This window comes from Prauserella sp. PE36 (assembly GCF_003311655.1).
Lineage (GTDB): Bacteria > Actinomycetota > Actinomycetes > Mycobacteriales > Pseudonocardiaceae > Prauserella_A > Prauserella_A endophytica.
The window spans coordinates 139,490-155,938 of record NZ_QEQT01000029.1 but is presented as its reverse complement, the minus strand read 5'-3'; the positions used below and the strand labels follow the sequence as shown (position 1 = coordinate 155,938).

Here is a 16,449-nt window from a genome sequence, read left to right as displayed (position 1 = left end):
TCCGGTTGGGTGGTGGTGGGAGACGGGCGGGCGCAGGCATGGTGGCCTTCACTGCGTTCAACGCAGGCATGGTGGCCTTCACTGCGGTTGGCGGACAGGTGGCGGGGGCTAGCTGCCGTTGCGGCGGAGTGTGCGCGTCATGCCTGCCGCCACCGTGGTGGCGAGCACCCAGCCCATCGCCGTGAACCCGGTGGAGACCCACTTGTCCTCGTCGGCCATGTACCAGCGGCCCTTGTTGCCGAAGTCGGCGATCGGCACCAGCAGGTCGGCGGTGTAGAGCACCGGGTTCCACTCCAGGCCCGAATCGTCGCGGTTCACCGTGCAGCGCTCGCCGATCACCTCGAACCGCTCGGTGTCGAGCGTGCACTCGTCGCTGCGCAGGCCGAACCACAGGCTGCCCGCCACGAGCAGCATGACCAGCCACGCGAGCGCGCGGACGGGGCGGTAGCCGTAGCCGACCATCGACCGCTGCAACCAGCTCCACAACCGCACGCCCAGCCCGAGGAACCGGTAGCCACGAGCTAGCGACTCGTAGCGGTACTGCTGCTTCTTGAGCAGCACGGTGTCGGCGTGCTCCTCGTTGCCGCTCGTGCGCAACATCGTGGCGAGCTGGTCGTACGGGCCCGGCCGGTAGCCCGGCATGGCGTCGTGCAGCATCCGCAGCCGCGCCTTGACGGTGCCGTCGTCGCGCAGGTCGATCGGGGTGTCGAGCGCGTCGTAGCGGAAGTCCTCCAGCTCGAGGCCGCCCGTGGCCCGCCACAGCGCAGGCGTGTCGGACAGCGTCCCGCAGTGGGCCCTGCGCAGCACCACCGTGCCGTCCGGCGGAACCTCGGGGGCGAGCACGAACTCGTCGGCCACGGTGTCACCCGCGTCGAGCGCGATCCCGTCCCTCGGCGTCGAGACCAGCTCGGAACCGGTGAAGTCGATCTGCCGCTTGACCACCGCGCCGTCCATCGTCACGCCGCCCCTGGCCCGGAACGGCCGGTCGCGGTTGGCCATCAGCAGCAGGCTCCTGGCGACCTGCACCGACCGCAGGTCCACCGCCCAGCTGCCGGCCTCGGTGACCTCGGGCTGGCCCACGTCGGTGCCCCGAAGATCGATGCTCCCGCCGACGGTCATGCCCTGCAGCCGCAGCGTTCCGGCCACCGCGCAGTCGGTGAGCAGCAGGTTGCCGGACACGGTGCTGCGCCGGGCCGAGACCACGTCGCGCTCGGGGTGGAAGAACGTGGCCCCGGAGATCAGCACGTTGCCGCGCACGGTGACGTCGGCCAGGCGCAGCTGCCCCTCCGACCACATGCCCTTGCCGTCGATGTCGCCGTTGATCTCGCTGCCGTCGAGGTGCACGGCCCGGTCGTGGAACGGCGGCGTCTGCCCCCGCAGCACCTTGATCCGCGCGCCCGCGAGCCGCAGCGAACCGCCGAGGTGGGCGTTGACCATGCGGATGGTGCCGGTGACGTCGAGCTGGTCGCTGAGCTCGACGTTGCCCTCCACGTGCATCCGGTCGGCGATCAGGGACGGCCGGGGATCGACGTACCAGTCACCGGTCTTCCACGCGTCCACCACGATCTCGCCGGTCTGGTCGACCGCGAGCCGCCCGCCCCTGAACACGATGTCGCCCGCCACGTTCAGGCTCGGCATGAACAGCATCCCGTTGGCGGTGAACCGTCTGCGGGAGGCGCGGGGACCGTAGTTGTCCACCTCGCACAGCAGGCTGCCACCGATCTGCATGCCGTTGCCGTTGAGGGCGAAGCCCTCCGGGTTGTCGAGCGTGGCGCCCGAGAAGTTCACGTTGCCGCCCGCGCGCAGGCCGGGCACGCGCACCTCGCCGCTCGCCTCCAGCCGGTACGCGAGCAGCGCGCCGGTGATCACCAGCCGGTCGGCCTGCACGGCCTTGCCGCGCGGGTGGAAGATCCGCGTGCGCGTGAGCACCACGGAGCCCTCGATCACGGCGTCGGTGAGGTTGACGGCCGCGTCGGGCAGCCCGCGCTCCAGGTCGTCGGCGCGGCGCACCGTGGTCTCCGAGTCGTCCCGCCCCGAGTCGACCTCCACCAGGCAGCGGATCAGCCGGACGTCGTTGCGGCTGCGGAAGTTGCGGGCCTTGAGCCCCGGCAGCCAGCACCGCCGGAACACGAGCCCGAGCAGGTTGGCCTCCCGCACGTCGGGCGGCTGCTCGAACCGGCAGCGCTCGAACCGGAACAGGTACTGCAGGTCCGCCGCGCGCAGGTCGAGCTTGCCCGTGATGTAGGCGTCCTCGACCTGCACGATCGGCGCGTTGGTCGCCTGCTTGCGCCAGCGCAGCAGCCCGCCGCTGCCGGGCTCGATGAAGGGACGCAGCAGGTCGGCGGCGTTGACCTCGTAGCGGCGGTCCGGGCTCGGCGCGAAGGGGTCGAACGGGGGCCGCTCCGGCTCAGCCGTCTCGACCTGCCCGTCCTCGCTTTCGCCGGGTTCACGGCCTGCTCGGCGAAAACCCGGCATCGCGCGTCTCCTCTGTAGCTCGGCCGTGTGAAACCACATTCTGTATGTGGACGACCGCGCAGCGAGGTTGGTTCCCGGATCAGTCGATCACGTGCACGGGGTTCAGCACCCGGTGCAGGAACGTCTGCGTGCGCTCGTGCCGTGGTTCGCCGATCACCTGCGCGGGTGGACCCTCCTCCACGACCACGCCACCGTCCATGAACAGCACCTTGTCGGCGACCTCGCGGGCGAACTGCATCTCGTGGGTCACCACGAGCATCGTCATGCCCTCGTTCGCCAGCTGGCGCATGACGCCGAGGACGTCGCCGACCAGCTCGGGATCGAGCGCCGAGGTGGGCTCGTCGAACAACATCACGGCGGGCTGCATCGACAGCGCCCTCGCGATCGCGGCCCGCTGCTGCTGGCCGCCGGAGAGCTGCGACGGCATGGAGTTCGCCTTCTCCTCCAACCCCACCCTGCGCAGGTTCTCCCTCGCGATCGCCGTGGCCTCGGCCGGGTCGCGCTTGAGCACCTTCCGCTGGGCGATGGTGAGGTTGTCGAGCACGGAGAGATGGCCGAACAGGTTGAAGCTCTGGAAGACCATGCCGATCGTGCGGCGGGCCTTGTCGATGTCCACGTCAGGGTCGGTCATCTCGAAACCGTTGACGCGTACCGCGCCCGAGTTCGGCTCTTCCAGCAGGTTCACGCAGCGCAGCAGCGTCGACTTGCCGGAGCCCGACGGCCCGATGATGCACACGACCTCGCCGCGCCGGACGCTCATGTCGATGCCCTTGAGCACCTCGAGCTTGCCGAACGCCTTGTGGAGGCCGGAGACCTCGATGATCACGTCACTCATGCCGTCACCTTCAGTCCTTCGTCCACCTTGCGGCCCGTCCTGCGCTCCAGGTACCGCGACAGGTAGCCGAGCGGCACGGTGATGATCAGGTAGCAGAGGCCGGCGAGGAGGATCGGGGTCAGTGAGCCCGTCGCGTTCAGCCCCTCACGGCCGAACTTCGCCAGCTCGTACTCGTCACGCACCAGACCAAGCAGGTAGATCAGCGACGAGTCCTTGGTGAGCAGGATCAGCTCGTTGGTCAGGGGCGGCAGGATGATCCGGAACGCCTGCGGGATCACCACCGTCACCGTGGTCCGCGTCTGGGACATGCCGAGCGAGCGGGCCGCCTCGATCTGGCCCGGCGGCACGGCCTGGATGCCGGCCCGCAGGGTCTCCGCGATGTAGGCGGAGCCGACGAGGCCGAGCGCGATCGCCGCGGTCGAGTAGATGTCGAACCGGATGCCGAAGGCCAGCGGCACGCCGTAGCCCAGCGCGATGAACACGAGCAGTGCGGGGATGCCGCGGAAGAACTCGATGTAGATCGTCGCGAGCCAGCGGTACGGGCCGACCGACGAGAGCTTCATCAGCGCGAGGATGAGGCCGAGGCCGAGACCGAGGGCGAACCCGAGTGCCGTGTAGATGATCGTGTTGACGAGAGCGGTGGAGAGGATCTCCGGGAACTGCGTTGACGCCGCGTCCAGGTTGAAGAACGCGTCGCGGATCGTGCCCCAGTCGGCGAACACCGCCAGCAGCACGATCGCGAGGATGAGGACGCCGTACTGCCCGCCGCGGAAAGCCCGCGCACGCTGGCGCCGAGACATCGCCATGAAAGGAACTCCTCGAGAAGTGGCTCNCCCCCGCCACTCACGAGCCGAGGTCAGCGGGTTACTGGCTGTCCGGCTTCCGGCCGAACCACTTCTCGTAGATCTCGTCGTAGGTGCCGTCCTGCTTCGCGGCGGCGATCACCTCGTTGATCTTCGACCGAAGCGCGTTGTTGCCGGTGCGCACGGCGATGCCGTACTCCTCGCCGGTCTCGAACTCGGCCGTCACCTCGGTGTCGGGGTTGTTCTTGACGAAGTCGTACAGCACGGAGTTGTCGTTGATGCCCGCGTCGATCTGCCCGGTCTTGACGGCCGTCTGCAGGAGAGCGAGGTCCTCGAACTGGCGGACCGTGTAGCCGTGCTTGGCCCTGTTCTCCTCGGCGTAGTCCTCGCCGGTGGTGCCGAGCTGCACACCGAGCACCTTGCCGCGCAGCTTGCCGAGCCCGTCGATGCCGGAGCCCTTCTTGACGAGCAGCGCCTGGTTGGCGTCGAAGTAGCCGTCGGAGAAGTCCATCACCTTGTCGCGCGTCTCGGTGATGGTGATCGCGGCGGCGGCGAGGTCGCACTGGCCGGTGTCGAAGGAGGCTCCGGACTCGATGCCCTCGAACGAGGTGTCGAAGATCTCCTGCTGCACCCCGAGGTCCTTGGCGACGAGGTCGACGAGCTCGACGTCGAAGCCGACGGTCTTGCCGTCCTGGGTGAACTGGAACGGCGGGTAGGGCAGGTGCGTGCACGTGGTGAGCTTGCCCTCGTTGATGAGCGAGACCTCACCGCCCGCCTGCGAGTCCTCGCCAGGGTTCACCTCTTCGGCGCACGCGGCCGCGGTCGCGGCCAGGGCGAGGGCCGGAAGGAGAATCAGCGCTCTGGTGTGCAGTCGACGCGCCACGATGTTCACTCCTAGTAGTTCATACTGGTTGAGTGCACGCATCCTGCCACCCTCCGGGGCTAGTGCACAGCACCAGGGACGTTACGGAGGCGTTGCGACGCGCTGAGACCCATCCGCAGTGAAGGCCACCTTCACTGCGTTGATCAGGCACAGCGGCGCGCAGCGGCTCCGTTCGGGTGGTGGGGAGAGACGGGTGGGCGCAGGCATGGTGGCCTTCACTGCAGGTTGCCGAACGCCACTCGACCGGGTGATGCGGCAAACGTGACGCACGTCTTGTCGACGTGCGCGCGAGCCGGGTTACCTTGCCAGACGTGCCCGCACCACGTGTCTCACTACCTGCGGCGGACCTCGCCAGGACGGTCGTCTTCGCCGCCTTCATCGCCGTGCTCGGGATCTTCCCCGGCATCTACCTCGGCGGCTCCGGCGTGCCGATCGTCATCCAGAACGCGGGGCCGCTGCTGGCCGGGGCGATCCTCGGCGCACGCAGGGGCACGGCGTCGGTCGTGCTGTTGCTGGCTCTGGTGGCCATCGGCCTGCCCCTGCTGTCCGGTGGTCGCGGCGGTCTCGCGCCGTTCGTCGGACCGAGCGGCGGGTTCCTGTTCGGCTGGATCGCCTCCGCGCTGGTCACCGGCCTGATCGTGCAGCGAGCGGAGCGGCCGGGCCTGCCGGTGCTGCTGATGGCGACCACGGCGGGTCTCGCGGTCGACTACGCCATCGGCATCCCGTTCCTCGGCGCCTACACGGGCGACCTCGGCGCCGCCGCCGTGCAGTCCCTCGTGTTCCTGCCGGGTGACGCGGGCAAGGTGGTGGCCGCGGCGGTGATCGCGGCCGTGGTCCACCGCGCGCTGCCCGGCACCCTGGCCCGCCCGGCGGTGCACGGCGAGTGACCCATTCGCCCCCGATCCTCGGCGGGGCCGAACTGCCCGCCGACCTGCTCGCCCCGGTGCACGGGGCGGCCGCGGCGCTGGCCGCGCGGGGGATCGGCGAGGGCGCGCGCGTCGCCGTGGACGCCCTGGAACCGCTGCCGTGGCTGCTCGGCGCCGACCTGCTGGGCGCGGCCACGCTCGTGCTCGAACCGTCGTGGACACCGGCCGAGCGGGCGGCGGTGCTGGCGGACGCCGCGCCGCACGCGGTGGTGAAGGGCGCCCCGGAGCCCGCGTCAACGCTCGTCGAGCCACGCGGGGACGACCGCACGGCGTTCTGCCTGGCCACCACGTCGGGCAGCTCCGGGACGCCTAAGGTGCTGAGCCGGACGCGGGCCTCGTGGCTGAGGAGCTTCGCCGCGCTCGGGCCCGCGCCGGGGCCGGTGCTGATCGGCGGGCCGCTGAGCTCGTCGCTGTTTCTCTTCGGGGCGCTGCACGCGCTGTGGTCGGGCGCGGAGCTGCGCGTGCGGCCCCGGTTCGAGCCGAGGGAGGCGGCGGCCGCGGCTACCGTGCACGTGGTGCCCGCACAGCTCTCCACACTGCTGACCGAACGGCGTCCCTCCGCGCTGCGGACGGTCGTGTGCGGCGGCGCGCACGTGGACGACGGTCTGCGCGAGCGCTTCGCGCGGCTGCTGCCGCAGGCCGAGCTGGTGGAGTACTACGGCTCCGCCGAGCACTCGCTGATCGCCCTGCGGCACGCCGACGGCCTGCGGCCGGTGCCGGGGGTGGAGCTGGACGTGCGCGACAGCGTGCTGTGGGTGCGCTCCCCGCTGGCTTTCTCCGGCTACCTGCGCGACGGCGCGCTCGAGCCCGCGCCGGAGTGGTCGAGCGTCGGCGACCGCGTGGAGCTGAGCGTGGCGGGTGTGCTGAGCGTGCACGGGCGGGGTTCGGCGACCGTGTCCAGCGGGGGCAGGCTCGTCGCCGCCGAGGAGGTGGAGGCCGTGCTGCGCGCGGTGCCGGGTGTGGCCGACGTGCTGGTGACGGGCACGCCGCACTCCAGGCTCGGCGAGCTGGTGACCGCGATCGTGGAGTCGGACGATCCGCCGTCGCTGCGTCGGCTGCGGACCGCGGCACGCGAAGGGCTCGCGTCCGGCAAGCGGCCCCGGGTGTGGCTGACCACCAAGGCACTACCGCGCACGGCCTCGGGCAAACCGGCCAGGGCGCGGGCCGCCGCGCAGCTGCGCGACGGCACCCTGCTCGCGGAGCCGTTGCGATGAGTGACGAGCGGACCCCCGTGGTCGTCGCCGCCCGGCGGAGCCCGATCGGCAACGCGGGCGGCGCGCTGCGCGGGCACCCGGTCGACCGGCTCGCGGCACCCGTTCTGCGCGCCGTGCTCGCCGACGCGGCCGTGAGCACCGTGGACGACGTGCTGCTCGGCAACGTGTTCGGCCCCGGCGGCAACCCGGCCCGCGTCGCCGCGCTGCGCGCGGGGCTCGGCGCCCAGGTGCCCGGCGTGACCGTCGACCGGCAGTGCGCGAGCGGGCTCGCCGCGATCACGCTGGCCGCCTCGCTGGTCCGCGCCGGCGAGGGCGAGGTGTACCTCGCGGGCGGTGTCGAGAGCGCCTCGACCGCGCCGTATCGCGCGTGGCGCACCGAGCCGCCGACCTGGTACACGCGGGCCCCGTTCGCTCCGGCCGAGCTGGGCGACCCGGACATGGGACCCGCCGCCGACCGCGTCGCCGCCGAGGCCGGGATCTCCCGCACCCGGCAGGACGCGTTCGCCGTCCGCAGCCACGACCGCGCCGTCGCGGCGCAGCGAGCAGGCCGCTTCGCCGCCGAGGTGGTTCCCATCGGCGGGGTGGAGCGGGACGAGCGGCCGAGGGCTGGATTCACCGTCGAGCGGCTCGCCCGCTTCCGGCCCGCCTTCACGCCGGGCGGCACGGCGACCGCGGCGAACTCGTGCGGCGTCAACGACGGCGCCGCCGCGGTGCTGGTGGTCAGCGAGCGGTTCCGGCGTGAGCGTGGCCTGCCGGGGTTGCGGCTCGTGGCGTCGGCGACCTCTGCCGTGGACCCAAACCTGCTCGGACTCGGGGCCGTCCCCGCGATGAAGTCGGTGCTCGACCGCGCGCCGGACGTCGTGGAGTTCAACGAGGCCTTCGCCGGGCAGACGCTCGCGTGCCTCGACGCGGCGGGGATCGACGAGGAGACCGTGAGCCCCGACGGCGGCGCGATCGCGCTCGGGCATCCTTGGGGAGCGTCGGGCGCGGTGCTGGTGGTGCGGCTGTTCCACCGGCTGCTGGGCACCGGCGGCTCGGGGCTTTCCGCGCTGTCGGCCGGCGGCGGTGTGGGCGTGGCGGCGATGTGGGAGGCCGTGTCGTGATCGAGTTCTCCCGCGTGGGGCACCGCTTCGGCGACCGCGTCGTGCTGTCCGACGTGGAACTCACGCTGCCGGAGCGGCGGGTCGCGTTCGTCGGCGCCAACGGCTCCGGCAAGTCCACGCTCGCCCGCATGATCAACGGCCTGGTGCTGCCGGACGACGGCAAGGTGCTGGTGGACGGCCTCGACCCGGCGAAGGACGGGCGCAAGGTCCGCAAGCACGTCGGGTTCGTCTTCACCAACCCCGACAGCCAGATCGTGATGCCCACCGCGGGCGAGGACGTGGCGTTCTCCCTTCGCGGCAGCGGACTGTCCAAGGCGGAGCGCGCCCTGAGGGCGGCCGAGGTGCTCGCCGAGTACGGCCTCGACGGCTACGCGGAGCACCCCGCCCACCAGCTCTCCGGCGGGCAGAAACAGCTGCTGGCGCTGTGCGCGATGCTGGTGCTCGACCCGGCGGTGCTCGTGTGCGACGAGCCGACGACGCTGCTCGATCTGCGCAACAAGCGCCGGTTCGCCGAGCTGCTCGGCACGCTGCGGCAGCAGGTGGTGCTCGTGACCCACGACCTCGACCTGCTGGACGGCTTCGACCGGGTGGTGGTGCTCGACGGCGGGCGCGTGGTCGCCGACGACGAGCCGGAACCCGCGCTGCGGTACTACCGGAAGCTCGCCGAATGATCTCCGCGCACGAACCCGGCACGAGCGTGGTGCACCGCGCGCCGGTGGGGGCCAAGCTGCTGGCGTTGTTCGCGCTCGCCGCGGCGGTGTTCGTGCTTGGCTCACCGCTGTGGCTGGGCGTGCTGTGCGGCGTGGTGCTGCTCGGCTACGCGCTCGCGAGGATCCCGGCGAGACGCTGGCTGCGGACGGCGCGGGCGCTGCTGATTCTCGCGGTGTTCGTGTTCGCGTTGCAGTGGTGGCTGCTGGGCGCGCAGGCCGCGCTGGTGGTGTGCCTGCGGCTGGTGACGGCTCTGGCGGCGGCGAACCTGGTCACGCTCACGACGCCGGTGGACGACGTGGTGTCGGCGGTCGAGCGCTGGGCGCGGCCGCTGCGGCGGTTCGGGGTGCGGCCGGAGTCGGTGGGCCTGCTGGTGGGGCTGACGATGCAGGCGGTGGCGACGTTGTCCGGCATCGCGCGCGAGGTGCGGGAGGCCGCGAAGGCTCGCGGCGCCGAGCGCTCGGTCACCGCCTTCGCCGTGCCCTTTCTCGTGCGTACCCTCCGCCACGCCGACGAGCTCGGCGAAGCCCTCGCCGCCCGTGGCGCCGGGGACCGCTGACCGGGGTCAGCCCTTCGCGTGGGCGTCGAGGATGTGGGCGACCGCCTCGGTGACGCGCTGGGCGTGGTCGAGGTGGAGCCACTCGTCGGGCACGTGGGCGTTCGAGTCGGGGCCCAGCGCGCCGGTGACCAGGAACTGCGCCTCGGGGTACTTCTCGCCGAGCAGGCCCATGAACGGGATCGACCCGCCGAGGCCGACGCTGCGCCAGGGGTTGCCGAACACACCGTCGCTGACCAGCTCCAGCGCGCCCGCGAGCCACGGGGCAAGCTCGGGCGCGTTCCAGCCGTCGGCGTGCTCGATGCCGGTCAGCTCCACGGTCGCGCCGTACGGGACGTCGGTGGTGAGCGCCTTCTCGATGGCGTTCAGCGCGGCCGAGGAGTCGGCGGTGGGCGGGAGCCGGAAGCTCAGCGCGAGCGTGGTGTGGTCGCGAAGGACGTTGCCGGCCTCGTCGGGCTGGGGGAAGCCCGAGGCGCCGATCACGGACAGGGTGGGCCGCCAGCTGTTGTTGAGCAGCAGCTCCAGTTCGTCGTCGGACACCGGCCGCGTGGAGCCGTGCAGGGGGAACGCCGTGCGCGTCGCACCGGGGGCGACTTCCGCCGTGGCGCGGGCCTCCTCGACGCGGTTGGCCGGGATCTCGACGTTGCACTCCGCCAGTAGGATCTCGCCGCTCGCCGCGTCCTCGATTCGGGCGAGCAGCTGCCGCAGCACCCGGAAGGAGCTGGGCACCACACCACTCGCGAGGCCGGAGTGCTGCGCGGAGTCGAGCACCCGTGCGGTCACCCGCACCTGCGCGAGGCCGCGCAGGCTCGTGGTGAGCCAGAGCCGCTCGTAGTCGTTGCCGCCGGAGTCGAGGCACACGACGAACGACACGCGGCCGAGCCGCTCGGCGAGGTGGTCAAGGTAGGCGGGCAGGTCGGGGCTGCCGGACTCCTCACCGGTCTCCAGCAGCACGACGGCGCGCGCGTGCTCACCACCGGCGGCGTGCACGGCCTCCAGCGCGACCGTCGCCGCGTAACCGGCGTAGCCGTCGTCGGCGGAGCCGCGCCCGTAGAGCTTGCCGTCCTCGATCACCGGCTTCCACGGGCCGAGCCCGTCGGCCCAGCCGCCCACCGGCGGCTGCTTGTCGAGGTGACCGTAGAGCAGCACCGTGCCCCGGTCCTCCGCCCCGGGGGTGGCAGGCACGTCGAGCAGCAGCACGGGGCTGCGGCCTTCGAGGCGCACGACGTCGATCGTGGCCCCCGGCAGCTCGCGCGCGGACAGCCACTCGCGGACGTGGTCGACGGCCGCGTCGAGCTGTCCCGTCCGTGCCCAGTCCCGGTCGAAAACGGGAGAAAGCGCGGGGATCTCGACCAAACCGGAGAGGCTCGGCAGTACGTCATTCGCCCACAGCTCACGGACTGTGTCACTTACGGCTCGCTGTTCCACGGATTCATCCTGCCAAACGGCTGAAGGTCACAGTTCGGATCGGGGCTTGTGTGAGCGCTCGGTATGCGAATAACGTCCATATTCGTCGTGATCCACATCACATTCGAGGACGAAGGAGTGGATCCGTTGCCCCCGCCGATGCTCTCCGTCAACAACCTCGAAGTCGTCTACGACGACGTGGTCCTCGTGCTCAGGGGACTCAGCCTCGAGGTGCCAGCGGGCGCCGTCGTCGCGCTCCTCGGCGCCAACGGCGCGGGCAAGACAACCCTCCTGCGCGCCATCACCGGATTGCTCGTGCCCCACCGCGGCAAGATCACCAAGGGGACGGTCCAGCTGGAGGACACCGACATCACCGCCGCCGACCCCGCCGAGATCGTGCGCAGGGGCATCGCGCAGGTGATGGAGGGCAGGCGCGTCTTCGCCGAGATCACGGTGGAGGAGAACCTGCGGGCAGGCGCCTACACGCGACGCTCCCGCACCGAGATCCGCGAGTCCTACGCCCGCGTGCTCGACCTGTTCCCCGTGCTCGCCCAGCGACGGAAGTCGATCGCGGGCTACCTCTCCGGCGGCGAGCAGCAAATGCTCGCCATCGGCAGGGCGCTCATGGCCTCGCCCCGGCTGCTGCTGCTCGACGAGCCCTCGCTCGGGCTCGCGCCCAGGCTGGTGGAGCAGGTGCGCGACATCGTGGTGCAGATCAACGAACAGGGCACGAGCGTGCTGCTCGTGGAGCAGAACGCCGTGATGGCGCTGTCGATCGCGGACTACGGCTATGTGCTGGAGACCGGCAAGGTCGTCAAGGACGGCCCCTCCGCCGAACTGCTCGCCGACTCCGACATCCGTGAGTTCTACCTCGGGACCAGCGCCGGACAACGGCGCTCCTTCGCCGACGTCAAGAGCTACCGGAGGAAGAAGCGATGGAGCGCGTGAGCGAGCCGCTGCTGGAGTTCACGGACGTGACACTGCGTTTCGGCGGCGTCACCGCGCTCGACGACGTGTCGTTCGACGTCGAGCCGGGGGAGCTGTTCGCGATCATCGGCCCCAACGGCGCGGGCAAGACGTCGATCTTCAACTGCCTCAACGGCGTCTACCGTCCGCAGCGGGGCACGATCACGCTCGACGGCACGTCGCTGCTCGGCCGTCCGCCCGCCGCCATCGCGGGCCTCGGCGTGGCGCGCACGTTCCAGAACCTCGGCCTGTTCGCCCATCTCACGCTCATCGAGAACCTCATGCTCGGCAGGCACCACCTCATGCACACGGGCTTCTTCTCCGGCATGTTCTGGTGGGGCAGAGCCAAGCGCGAGGAGATCACCCACCGGGCCGCGGTCGAGGAGATCGTCGAACTACTGGAGCTGGAGCCCTACCGCAGGATGCCCGCGGGCATGCTGCCCTACGGCGTCGCGAAACGGGCGGAGCTCGGCAGGGCGCTCGCGATGGAGCCGAGACTGCTGCTGCTCGACGAGCCCGTGGCCGGCATGAACCTGGAGGAGACCGAGGACACCGCGCGCTACCTGCTGGAGGTCCGTCGCGAGCTGGGGCTGGCGATGATCCTCGTCGAGCACGACATGAGCCTGGTGATGGACCTCGCCGACCGGGTGCTGGCGCTCGACTTCGGCGTCGCGATCGCCACCGGCAAGCCGAGCGAGGTGCAGGACGACCCGCAGGTGATCGAGGCGTACCTCGGAGGTGCGGCATGACGTCCGGCACCGTCGCCGGCGCGGAGGCCGCCCTCGCGGCCACGGGCGATGCCCGCCCGACCCTGCCCGGCAGGCTGCTCGCCAACGCCAGGCAGCGCGGGAAAGCGGTGGCACTGCGCGAGAAGCACCGGGGCTACTGGCGCGAGTGGACGTGGGCCGAGTACGCCCACCGCGTCGCTTGCGTCGCCGCCGGGTTGCGTGAGCTGGGCGTGGAGCCGGGCACGCGCGTGGCCGTGCACGCCGAGAACCGGCCGGAGTGGGTGATCGCCGACCTGGCCGTGCAGGGCCTCGGCGCCCAGTGCGTCGGCGTCTACCCGACCTCGCCGGAGAGCGAGGTGGAGTACCTGCTCGGGCACTGCCGCGCCCGCGTGCTCATCGCCGAGGACGAGGAGCAGCTCGACAAGGCGCTCGCGGTGCGCGACCGGCTGCCCGAGCTGCGCCACATCGTGGTGATCGACCCGCGCGGAATCCGGCAGGAGGGGCTGCTCACGTTCGCGGAGCTGGAGAAACGCGGCGCCGCGAGCGGCGATCCGCTCGCGGCGTTCACGGACTCCGTGGCCGCGCTCGACCCCGGTAAGCCCGCGATCATCGTCTACACCTCCGGCACCACGGGGCCGCCGAAGGGCGCGCTGCTCTCCCACCTCAACCTCGTCGCCTCGGCGAGCACGTTCGTCGACGCGCTCGGCGGCTCGGCGTCCGACGAGGTGCTCAGCTACCTCCCGCTGTGCCACATCGCCGAGCGGCTCACGTCGGTGATCGACTCGGTGTGGGCCGGCTCGGTGGTGAACTTCGGCGAGGGCGGCGCGTCGTTCGCCCACGATCTGCGCGACATCCAGCCCACCGTGTTCCTCGGCGTGCCCCGTGTGTGGGAGAAGATGCTGGCCGGCGTCGAGCTGCGCATGGCCGACGCGTCCCGGCTCAAACGCACCCTCTACCGCCTGTGCCTGCGGCAGGGCAGGCGCATCGCGCCTCGCCGCATGCGCGGGGCCACGACGGTCGGCGACCGGATCGTGCTCGCGCTGTGCGAGCTGCTCGTCTTCCGTGCACTGCGGGAGAAACTCGGGCTGGTGCGCGTGCGCGTGGCGCTGAGCGGCGCCGCGCCGATCGCCCCGCAGGTGCTGGAGTACCTGTGGGCCATCGGCGTCGCCGTGCGCGAGGGCTACGGGCAGACCGAGAACACCGCGATCTGCACGCTCACGCCGCCCGGCGACGTCCGGCTCGGCTCGGTCGGCACCGCGCTGCCCGGCGTGGAGCTGCGGATCGCCGACGACGGCGAGATCCTCACGCGATCGGCGGGCGTGTTCCTCGGCTACCTCGACAACCCGGCGGCCACCGCCGCGACGATCGACGAGGACGGCTGGCTGCACACCGGCGATGTCGGCGAGCTCGACGAGAACGGCTTCCTGCGCATCACCGACCGCAAGAAGGACATCATCATCACGGCGGGCGGCAAGAACGTCTCTCCCTCGGAGATCGAGAACCTGCTGAAGGTCTCGCCGTACATCCGCGAGGCCGTGGTGGTCGGTGACCGCCGCAAGCACCTCACGGCACTCATCGGCATCGAGCTCGACACGGTGGGCGACTGGGCCCGGCGCCGCGACCTCGCCTACACGACCTACGCCGACCTCTCCGCGAAACCGGAGGTGCACGCGCTCGTCGAGGGTGTGGTCGCCGAGACCAACCGGCGGCTCGCCAGCGTGGAGCAGGTCAAGCGGTTCACGCTCATCGGCAGGGAACTCGACCACGAGGGCGGCGAGCTGACGGCGACCCAGAAGGTCAAGCGCAGGGCCATCGAGCAGCGCTTCGCGGCGGAGATCGAGGCGATGTACCAGTGACGGCTTTCCTGCAGAACTGCTTCGCCGGCCTCGCGCTCGGCTCCACGTACGCGTTGGTGGCGCTGGGTTTCGTGGTGATCTTCAAGTCCACCGGGGTGATCAACTTCGCGCAGGGCGGGCTGCTCGCGCTCGGTGCGTACCTCGGCTACACGTTCTCCAACAACCTCGCGGTCGCGTTCGGCGTCGCGGTGCTGCTGTGCTGCGCGTCGGCGGCGCTCGTCGGGGCGACGTTCGAGCGGATCGTGCTGCGCCGCATGGTGGGGCAACCCCCGTTCGCGGTCATCATGATCACCATCGGCCTGCTGTTCATCCTCGAACCGATGATCACCGCGATCTGGGGCTTCGACCAGAAGCAGGTCACCAACCCGTGGAACATCCGCACGGTCGAGGCGGGCGGGCTCGTGTTCGGCGTACGCGACCTGTGGACCATCGGACTCACCGCCGCCGTCGTCGCCGCGTTCTTCGTGTTCTTCCGGTACTCGTCGCTCGGCCTCGCCATGCGCGTCACCGCGTTCGACCCCGAGGCCGCGCTCGCGCAGGGCATCAGCGCACGCCGCGTGTACGCGACGTCGTGGGCCATCGCGGCGGCACTCGCCGCACTCGCCGGGATCCTCATGGCAGCGGGGCCGGGCGGGCTGACGCCGTCGATCGGGTTCATCGCGCTCGCCGCGTTCCCGGCGATGATCCTCGGCGGCATGGACTCGCCGGCGGGCGCGGTGCTCGGCGGGCTCGTCATCGGGCTCGCCGAGGCGCTCACGCGCGGCTACCAGGACGAGCTGTTCTCGTGGGCGGGCTCCAACGTGTCGGTGATCGTGCCGTACCTGCTGATGATCGTGATCCTCCTGATCCGTCCCTACGGGCTGCTCGGCACCAAGGAAGTGAGGCGGGTCTGATGGGCGCGCACCGCAACGTGACCCGGGGCTACGCCGACGAGCTGCGGCTCTTCGGCACTCCGCTCGCGCGCACCGGCCTCGCCGCGCTGGTCGTGGTGTTCCTCGTGCTGCCGACGGTGTTGCAGGACGACTTCTGGCTGTCGGTGCTCATCTACGTCGGCATCACCGCGATCGGCGCGATCGGCCTCAATCTCCTGACCGGCTACTGTGGACAGATCTCGCTCGGGCACGCGTTCTTCATCGGCGCCGGTGCGTACGTCGCGGCGCGGGTGGGTGGCGAGATCGGACTCCCGCTGCCGTTGTGGCTGCTGGCCGCCGCCGCGATCGGCGCCGCGCTCGGCGGGCTGATCGGTCCGTTCACACTGCGGCTGCGCGGGCACTACCTCGCGATCGTCACCCTCGGCCTGGTGTTCATCGGCGAGCACCTGTGGCGCAACCTCACCGACCTCACCGGCGGCAACTCCGGCACACCGGTGACGGCGGGGGCGTCGATCGGCCCGGTCGACTTCGCCGCGCTGAACCTGTTCGGCGAGAGCTACTCCCGCAACCAGGGCTGGTTCTGGCTCGTGTGGGGGCTCGTCGCGCTGGTGGCCCTGCTCGCGAAGAACCTCGTGCGCACCAGGCCGGGCCGGGCGCTGCAAGCGGTGCGCGACCGCGACCAGGCGGCCGAGGTGATCGGTGTGCGCGCGGGCCGGTACAAGATCGGCGCGTTCATGCTCTCCAGCGCGATCGCGGCGATGGCGGGTGCGCTCTTCGGCTCGTACCAGCAGTTCGTGAGTCCCGACGAGTGGAACCTGCTGCTGTCCATCCAGTACATCGCGATCGTCATCGTCGGCGGGCTCGGCACGATCTTCGGCGCCGTGCTCGGAGCGATCTTCGTGGGCGCGCTACCCGCGCTCATCGATCGCTACAGCGAGGCCATCCCCGGCGTTCAGGCCAGCGTCGGCGGTGAGGGCTTCATCAGTGTGTTCGCGCTCAACCAGGCCCTGTTCGGGCTGCTGATCGTGCTGTTCCTGGTGTTCGAGCCACGGGGGCTGGCCGGCATCTGGCTACGGATCAAGGCCTATTTCAAGGCCTGGCCCTTCTCCTACTGAGG

15 protein-coding genes are annotated in these 16,449 nt (G+C 71.1%); 10 read left to right on the top strand and 5 right to left on the bottom strand.

Annotated features, from left to right (window positions below; all coding sequences use genetic code 11):
- Nucleotides 1–108 precede the first annotated feature (108 nt).
- From DI005_RS02225 to DI005_RS02210, 4 genes are all read right to left on the bottom strand, one after another.
- Nucleotides 109–2,475: an oxidoreductase gene (locus DI005_RS02225; RefSeq protein ID WP_113641101.1), complete on the bottom strand. Its 2,367-nt coding sequence runs from the start codon at nucleotides 2,473–2,475 to the stop codon at nucleotides 109–111.
- Nucleotides 2,476–2,554: 79 nt separating this feature from the next.
- Nucleotides 2,555–3,310, bottom strand: a complete 756-nt coding sequence (locus DI005_RS02220) for an amino acid ABC transporter ATP-binding protein (protein ID WP_112265654.1) — start codon at nucleotides 3,308–3,310, stop codon at nucleotides 2,555–2,557.
- Nucleotides 3,307–4,116, bottom strand: coding sequence for an amino acid ABC transporter permease (locus DI005_RS02215; protein WP_112265656.1), 810 nt, complete (start codon nucleotides 4,114–4,116; stop codon nucleotides 3,307–3,309). The genes DI005_RS02220 and DI005_RS02215 overlap by 4 nt, the downstream gene beginning before the upstream one ends.
- A 58-nt stretch (nucleotides 4,117–4,174) precedes the next feature.
- Complete coding sequence (locus DI005_RS02210) at nucleotides 4,175–4,996, bottom strand: ABC transporter substrate-binding protein (protein WP_112266709.1); 822 nt, start codon at nucleotides 4,994–4,996, stop codon at nucleotides 4,175–4,177.
- A 311-nt stretch (nucleotides 4,997–5,307) separates the two neighbouring features.
- Between DI005_RS02210 and DI005_RS02205 the strand changes: the two genes are divergently transcribed.
- From DI005_RS02205 to DI005_RS02185, 5 genes are read left to right on the top strand one after another with little or no spacing between them, the layout of a single operon-like run.
- Complete coding sequence (locus DI005_RS02205) at nucleotides 5,308–5,883, top strand: biotin transporter BioY (RefSeq protein WP_112265658.1); 576 nt, start codon at nucleotides 5,308–5,310, stop codon at nucleotides 5,881–5,883.
- Nucleotides 5,880–7,136: an AMP-binding protein gene (locus DI005_RS02200; protein ID WP_304481721.1), complete on the top strand. Its 1,257-nt coding sequence runs from the start codon at nucleotides 5,880–5,882 to the stop codon at nucleotides 7,134–7,136. Before DI005_RS02205 ends, DI005_RS02200 begins: the two co-directional genes overlap by 4 nt.
- The gene (locus DI005_RS02195; protein ID WP_113641100.1) at nucleotides 7,133–8,239 is read left to right on the top strand and encodes a thiolase family protein; all 1,107 of its coding nucleotides are present in this window, start codon (nucleotides 7,133–7,135) and stop codon (nucleotides 8,237–8,239) included. Before DI005_RS02200 ends, DI005_RS02195 begins: the two co-directional genes overlap by 4 nt.
- Nucleotides 8,236–8,910: an energy-coupling factor ABC transporter ATP-binding protein gene (locus DI005_RS02190; protein WP_112265662.1), complete on the top strand. Its 675-nt coding sequence runs from the start codon at nucleotides 8,236–8,238 to the stop codon at nucleotides 8,908–8,910. Before DI005_RS02195 ends, DI005_RS02190 begins: the two co-directional genes overlap by 4 nt.
- Nucleotides 8,907–9,506: an energy-coupling factor transporter transmembrane protein EcfT gene (locus tag DI005_RS02185; RefSeq protein WP_112265664.1), complete on the top strand. Its 600-nt coding sequence runs from the start codon at nucleotides 8,907–8,909 to the stop codon at nucleotides 9,504–9,506. The genes DI005_RS02190 and DI005_RS02185 overlap by 4 nt, the downstream gene beginning before the upstream one ends.
- A gap of 6 nt (nucleotides 9,507–9,512) precedes the next feature.
- Here DI005_RS02185 and DI005_RS02180 read toward each other — a convergent pair whose 3' ends face one another.
- Nucleotides 9,513–10,931 carry a M20/M25/M40 family metallo-hydrolase gene (locus DI005_RS02180; RefSeq protein ID WP_112265666.1) on the bottom strand — a complete coding sequence of 473 codons (1,419 nt, stop codon included), beginning with the start codon at nucleotides 10,929–10,931 and terminating at the stop codon, nucleotides 9,513–9,515.
- Nucleotides 10,932–11,069: 138 nt separating this feature from the next.
- Between DI005_RS02180 and DI005_RS02175 the strand changes: the two genes are divergently transcribed.
- Genes DI005_RS02175 through DI005_RS02155 form a run of 5 tightly spaced genes read left to right on the top strand, consistent with a single transcriptional unit; the run spans nucleotide 11,070 to nucleotide 16,447 of the window.
- Nucleotides 11,070–11,858 carry an ABC transporter ATP-binding protein gene (locus tag DI005_RS02175; protein WP_112265668.1) on the top strand — a complete coding sequence of 263 codons (789 nt, stop codon included), beginning with the start codon at nucleotides 11,070–11,072 and terminating at the stop codon, nucleotides 11,856–11,858.
- Nucleotides 11,846–12,625, top strand: a complete 780-nt coding sequence (locus DI005_RS02170; RefSeq protein ID WP_112265670.1) for an ABC transporter ATP-binding protein — start codon at nucleotides 11,846–11,848, stop codon at nucleotides 12,623–12,625. The genes DI005_RS02175 and DI005_RS02170 overlap by 13 nt, the downstream gene beginning before the upstream one ends.
- Nucleotides 12,622–14,460, top strand: a complete 1,839-nt coding sequence (locus DI005_RS02165; protein WP_113641099.1) for a long-chain fatty acid--CoA ligase — start codon at nucleotides 12,622–12,624, stop codon at nucleotides 14,458–14,460. The genes DI005_RS02170 and DI005_RS02165 overlap by 4 nt, the downstream gene beginning before the upstream one ends.
- Nucleotides 14,457–15,353, top strand: a complete 897-nt coding sequence (locus tag DI005_RS02160) for a branched-chain amino acid ABC transporter permease (protein WP_112265674.1) — start codon at nucleotides 14,457–14,459, stop codon at nucleotides 15,351–15,353. The genes DI005_RS02165 and DI005_RS02160 overlap by 4 nt, the downstream gene beginning before the upstream one ends.
- A complete protein-coding gene (locus DI005_RS02155) occupies nucleotides 15,353–16,447 on the top strand; it encodes a branched-chain amino acid ABC transporter permease (RefSeq protein WP_233519953.1) in 1,095 nt (364 codons plus the stop codon). Before DI005_RS02160 ends, DI005_RS02155 begins: the two co-directional genes overlap by 1 nt.
- The last annotated feature ends 2 nt before the right edge of the window (nucleotides 16,448–16,449 follow it).

Bases quoted from the DNA above. Each gene is read 5' to 3' on its own strand.
- DI005_RS02220 (WP_112265654.1), bottom strand. From the start codon at position 3,310: ATGAGTGACGTGATCATCGAGGTCTCCGGCCTCCACAAGGCGTTCGGC.
- DI005_RS02225 (WP_113641101.1), bottom strand. From the start codon at position 2,475: ATGCCGGGTTTTCGCCGAGCAGGCCGTGAACCCGGCGAAAGCGAGGAC.
- DI005_RS02175 (WP_112265668.1), top strand. From the start codon at position 11,070: ATGCTCTCCGTCAACAACCTCGAAGTCGTCTACGACGACGTGGTCCTC.
- DI005_RS02195 (WP_113641100.1), top strand. From the start codon at position 7,133: ATGAGTGACGAGCGGACCCCCGTGGTCGTCGCCGCCCGGCGGAGCCCG.
- DI005_RS02185 (WP_112265664.1), top strand. From the start codon at position 8,907: ATGATCTCCGCGCACGAACCCGGCACGAGCGTGGTGCACCGCGCGCCG.
- DI005_RS02170 (WP_112265670.1), top strand. From the start codon at position 11,846: ATGGAGCGCGTGAGCGAGCCGCTGCTGGAGTTCACGGACGTGACACTG.
- DI005_RS02215 (WP_112265656.1), bottom strand. From the start codon at position 4,116: ATGGCGATGTCTCGGCGCCAGCGTGCGCGGGCTTTCCGCGGCGGGCAG.
- DI005_RS02155 (WP_233519953.1), top strand. From the start codon at position 15,353: ATGGGCGCGCACCGCAACGTGACCCGGGGCTACGCCGACGAGCTGCGG.
- DI005_RS02165 (WP_113641099.1), top strand. From the start codon at position 12,622: ATGACGTCCGGCACCGTCGCCGGCGCGGAGGCCGCCCTCGCGGCCACG.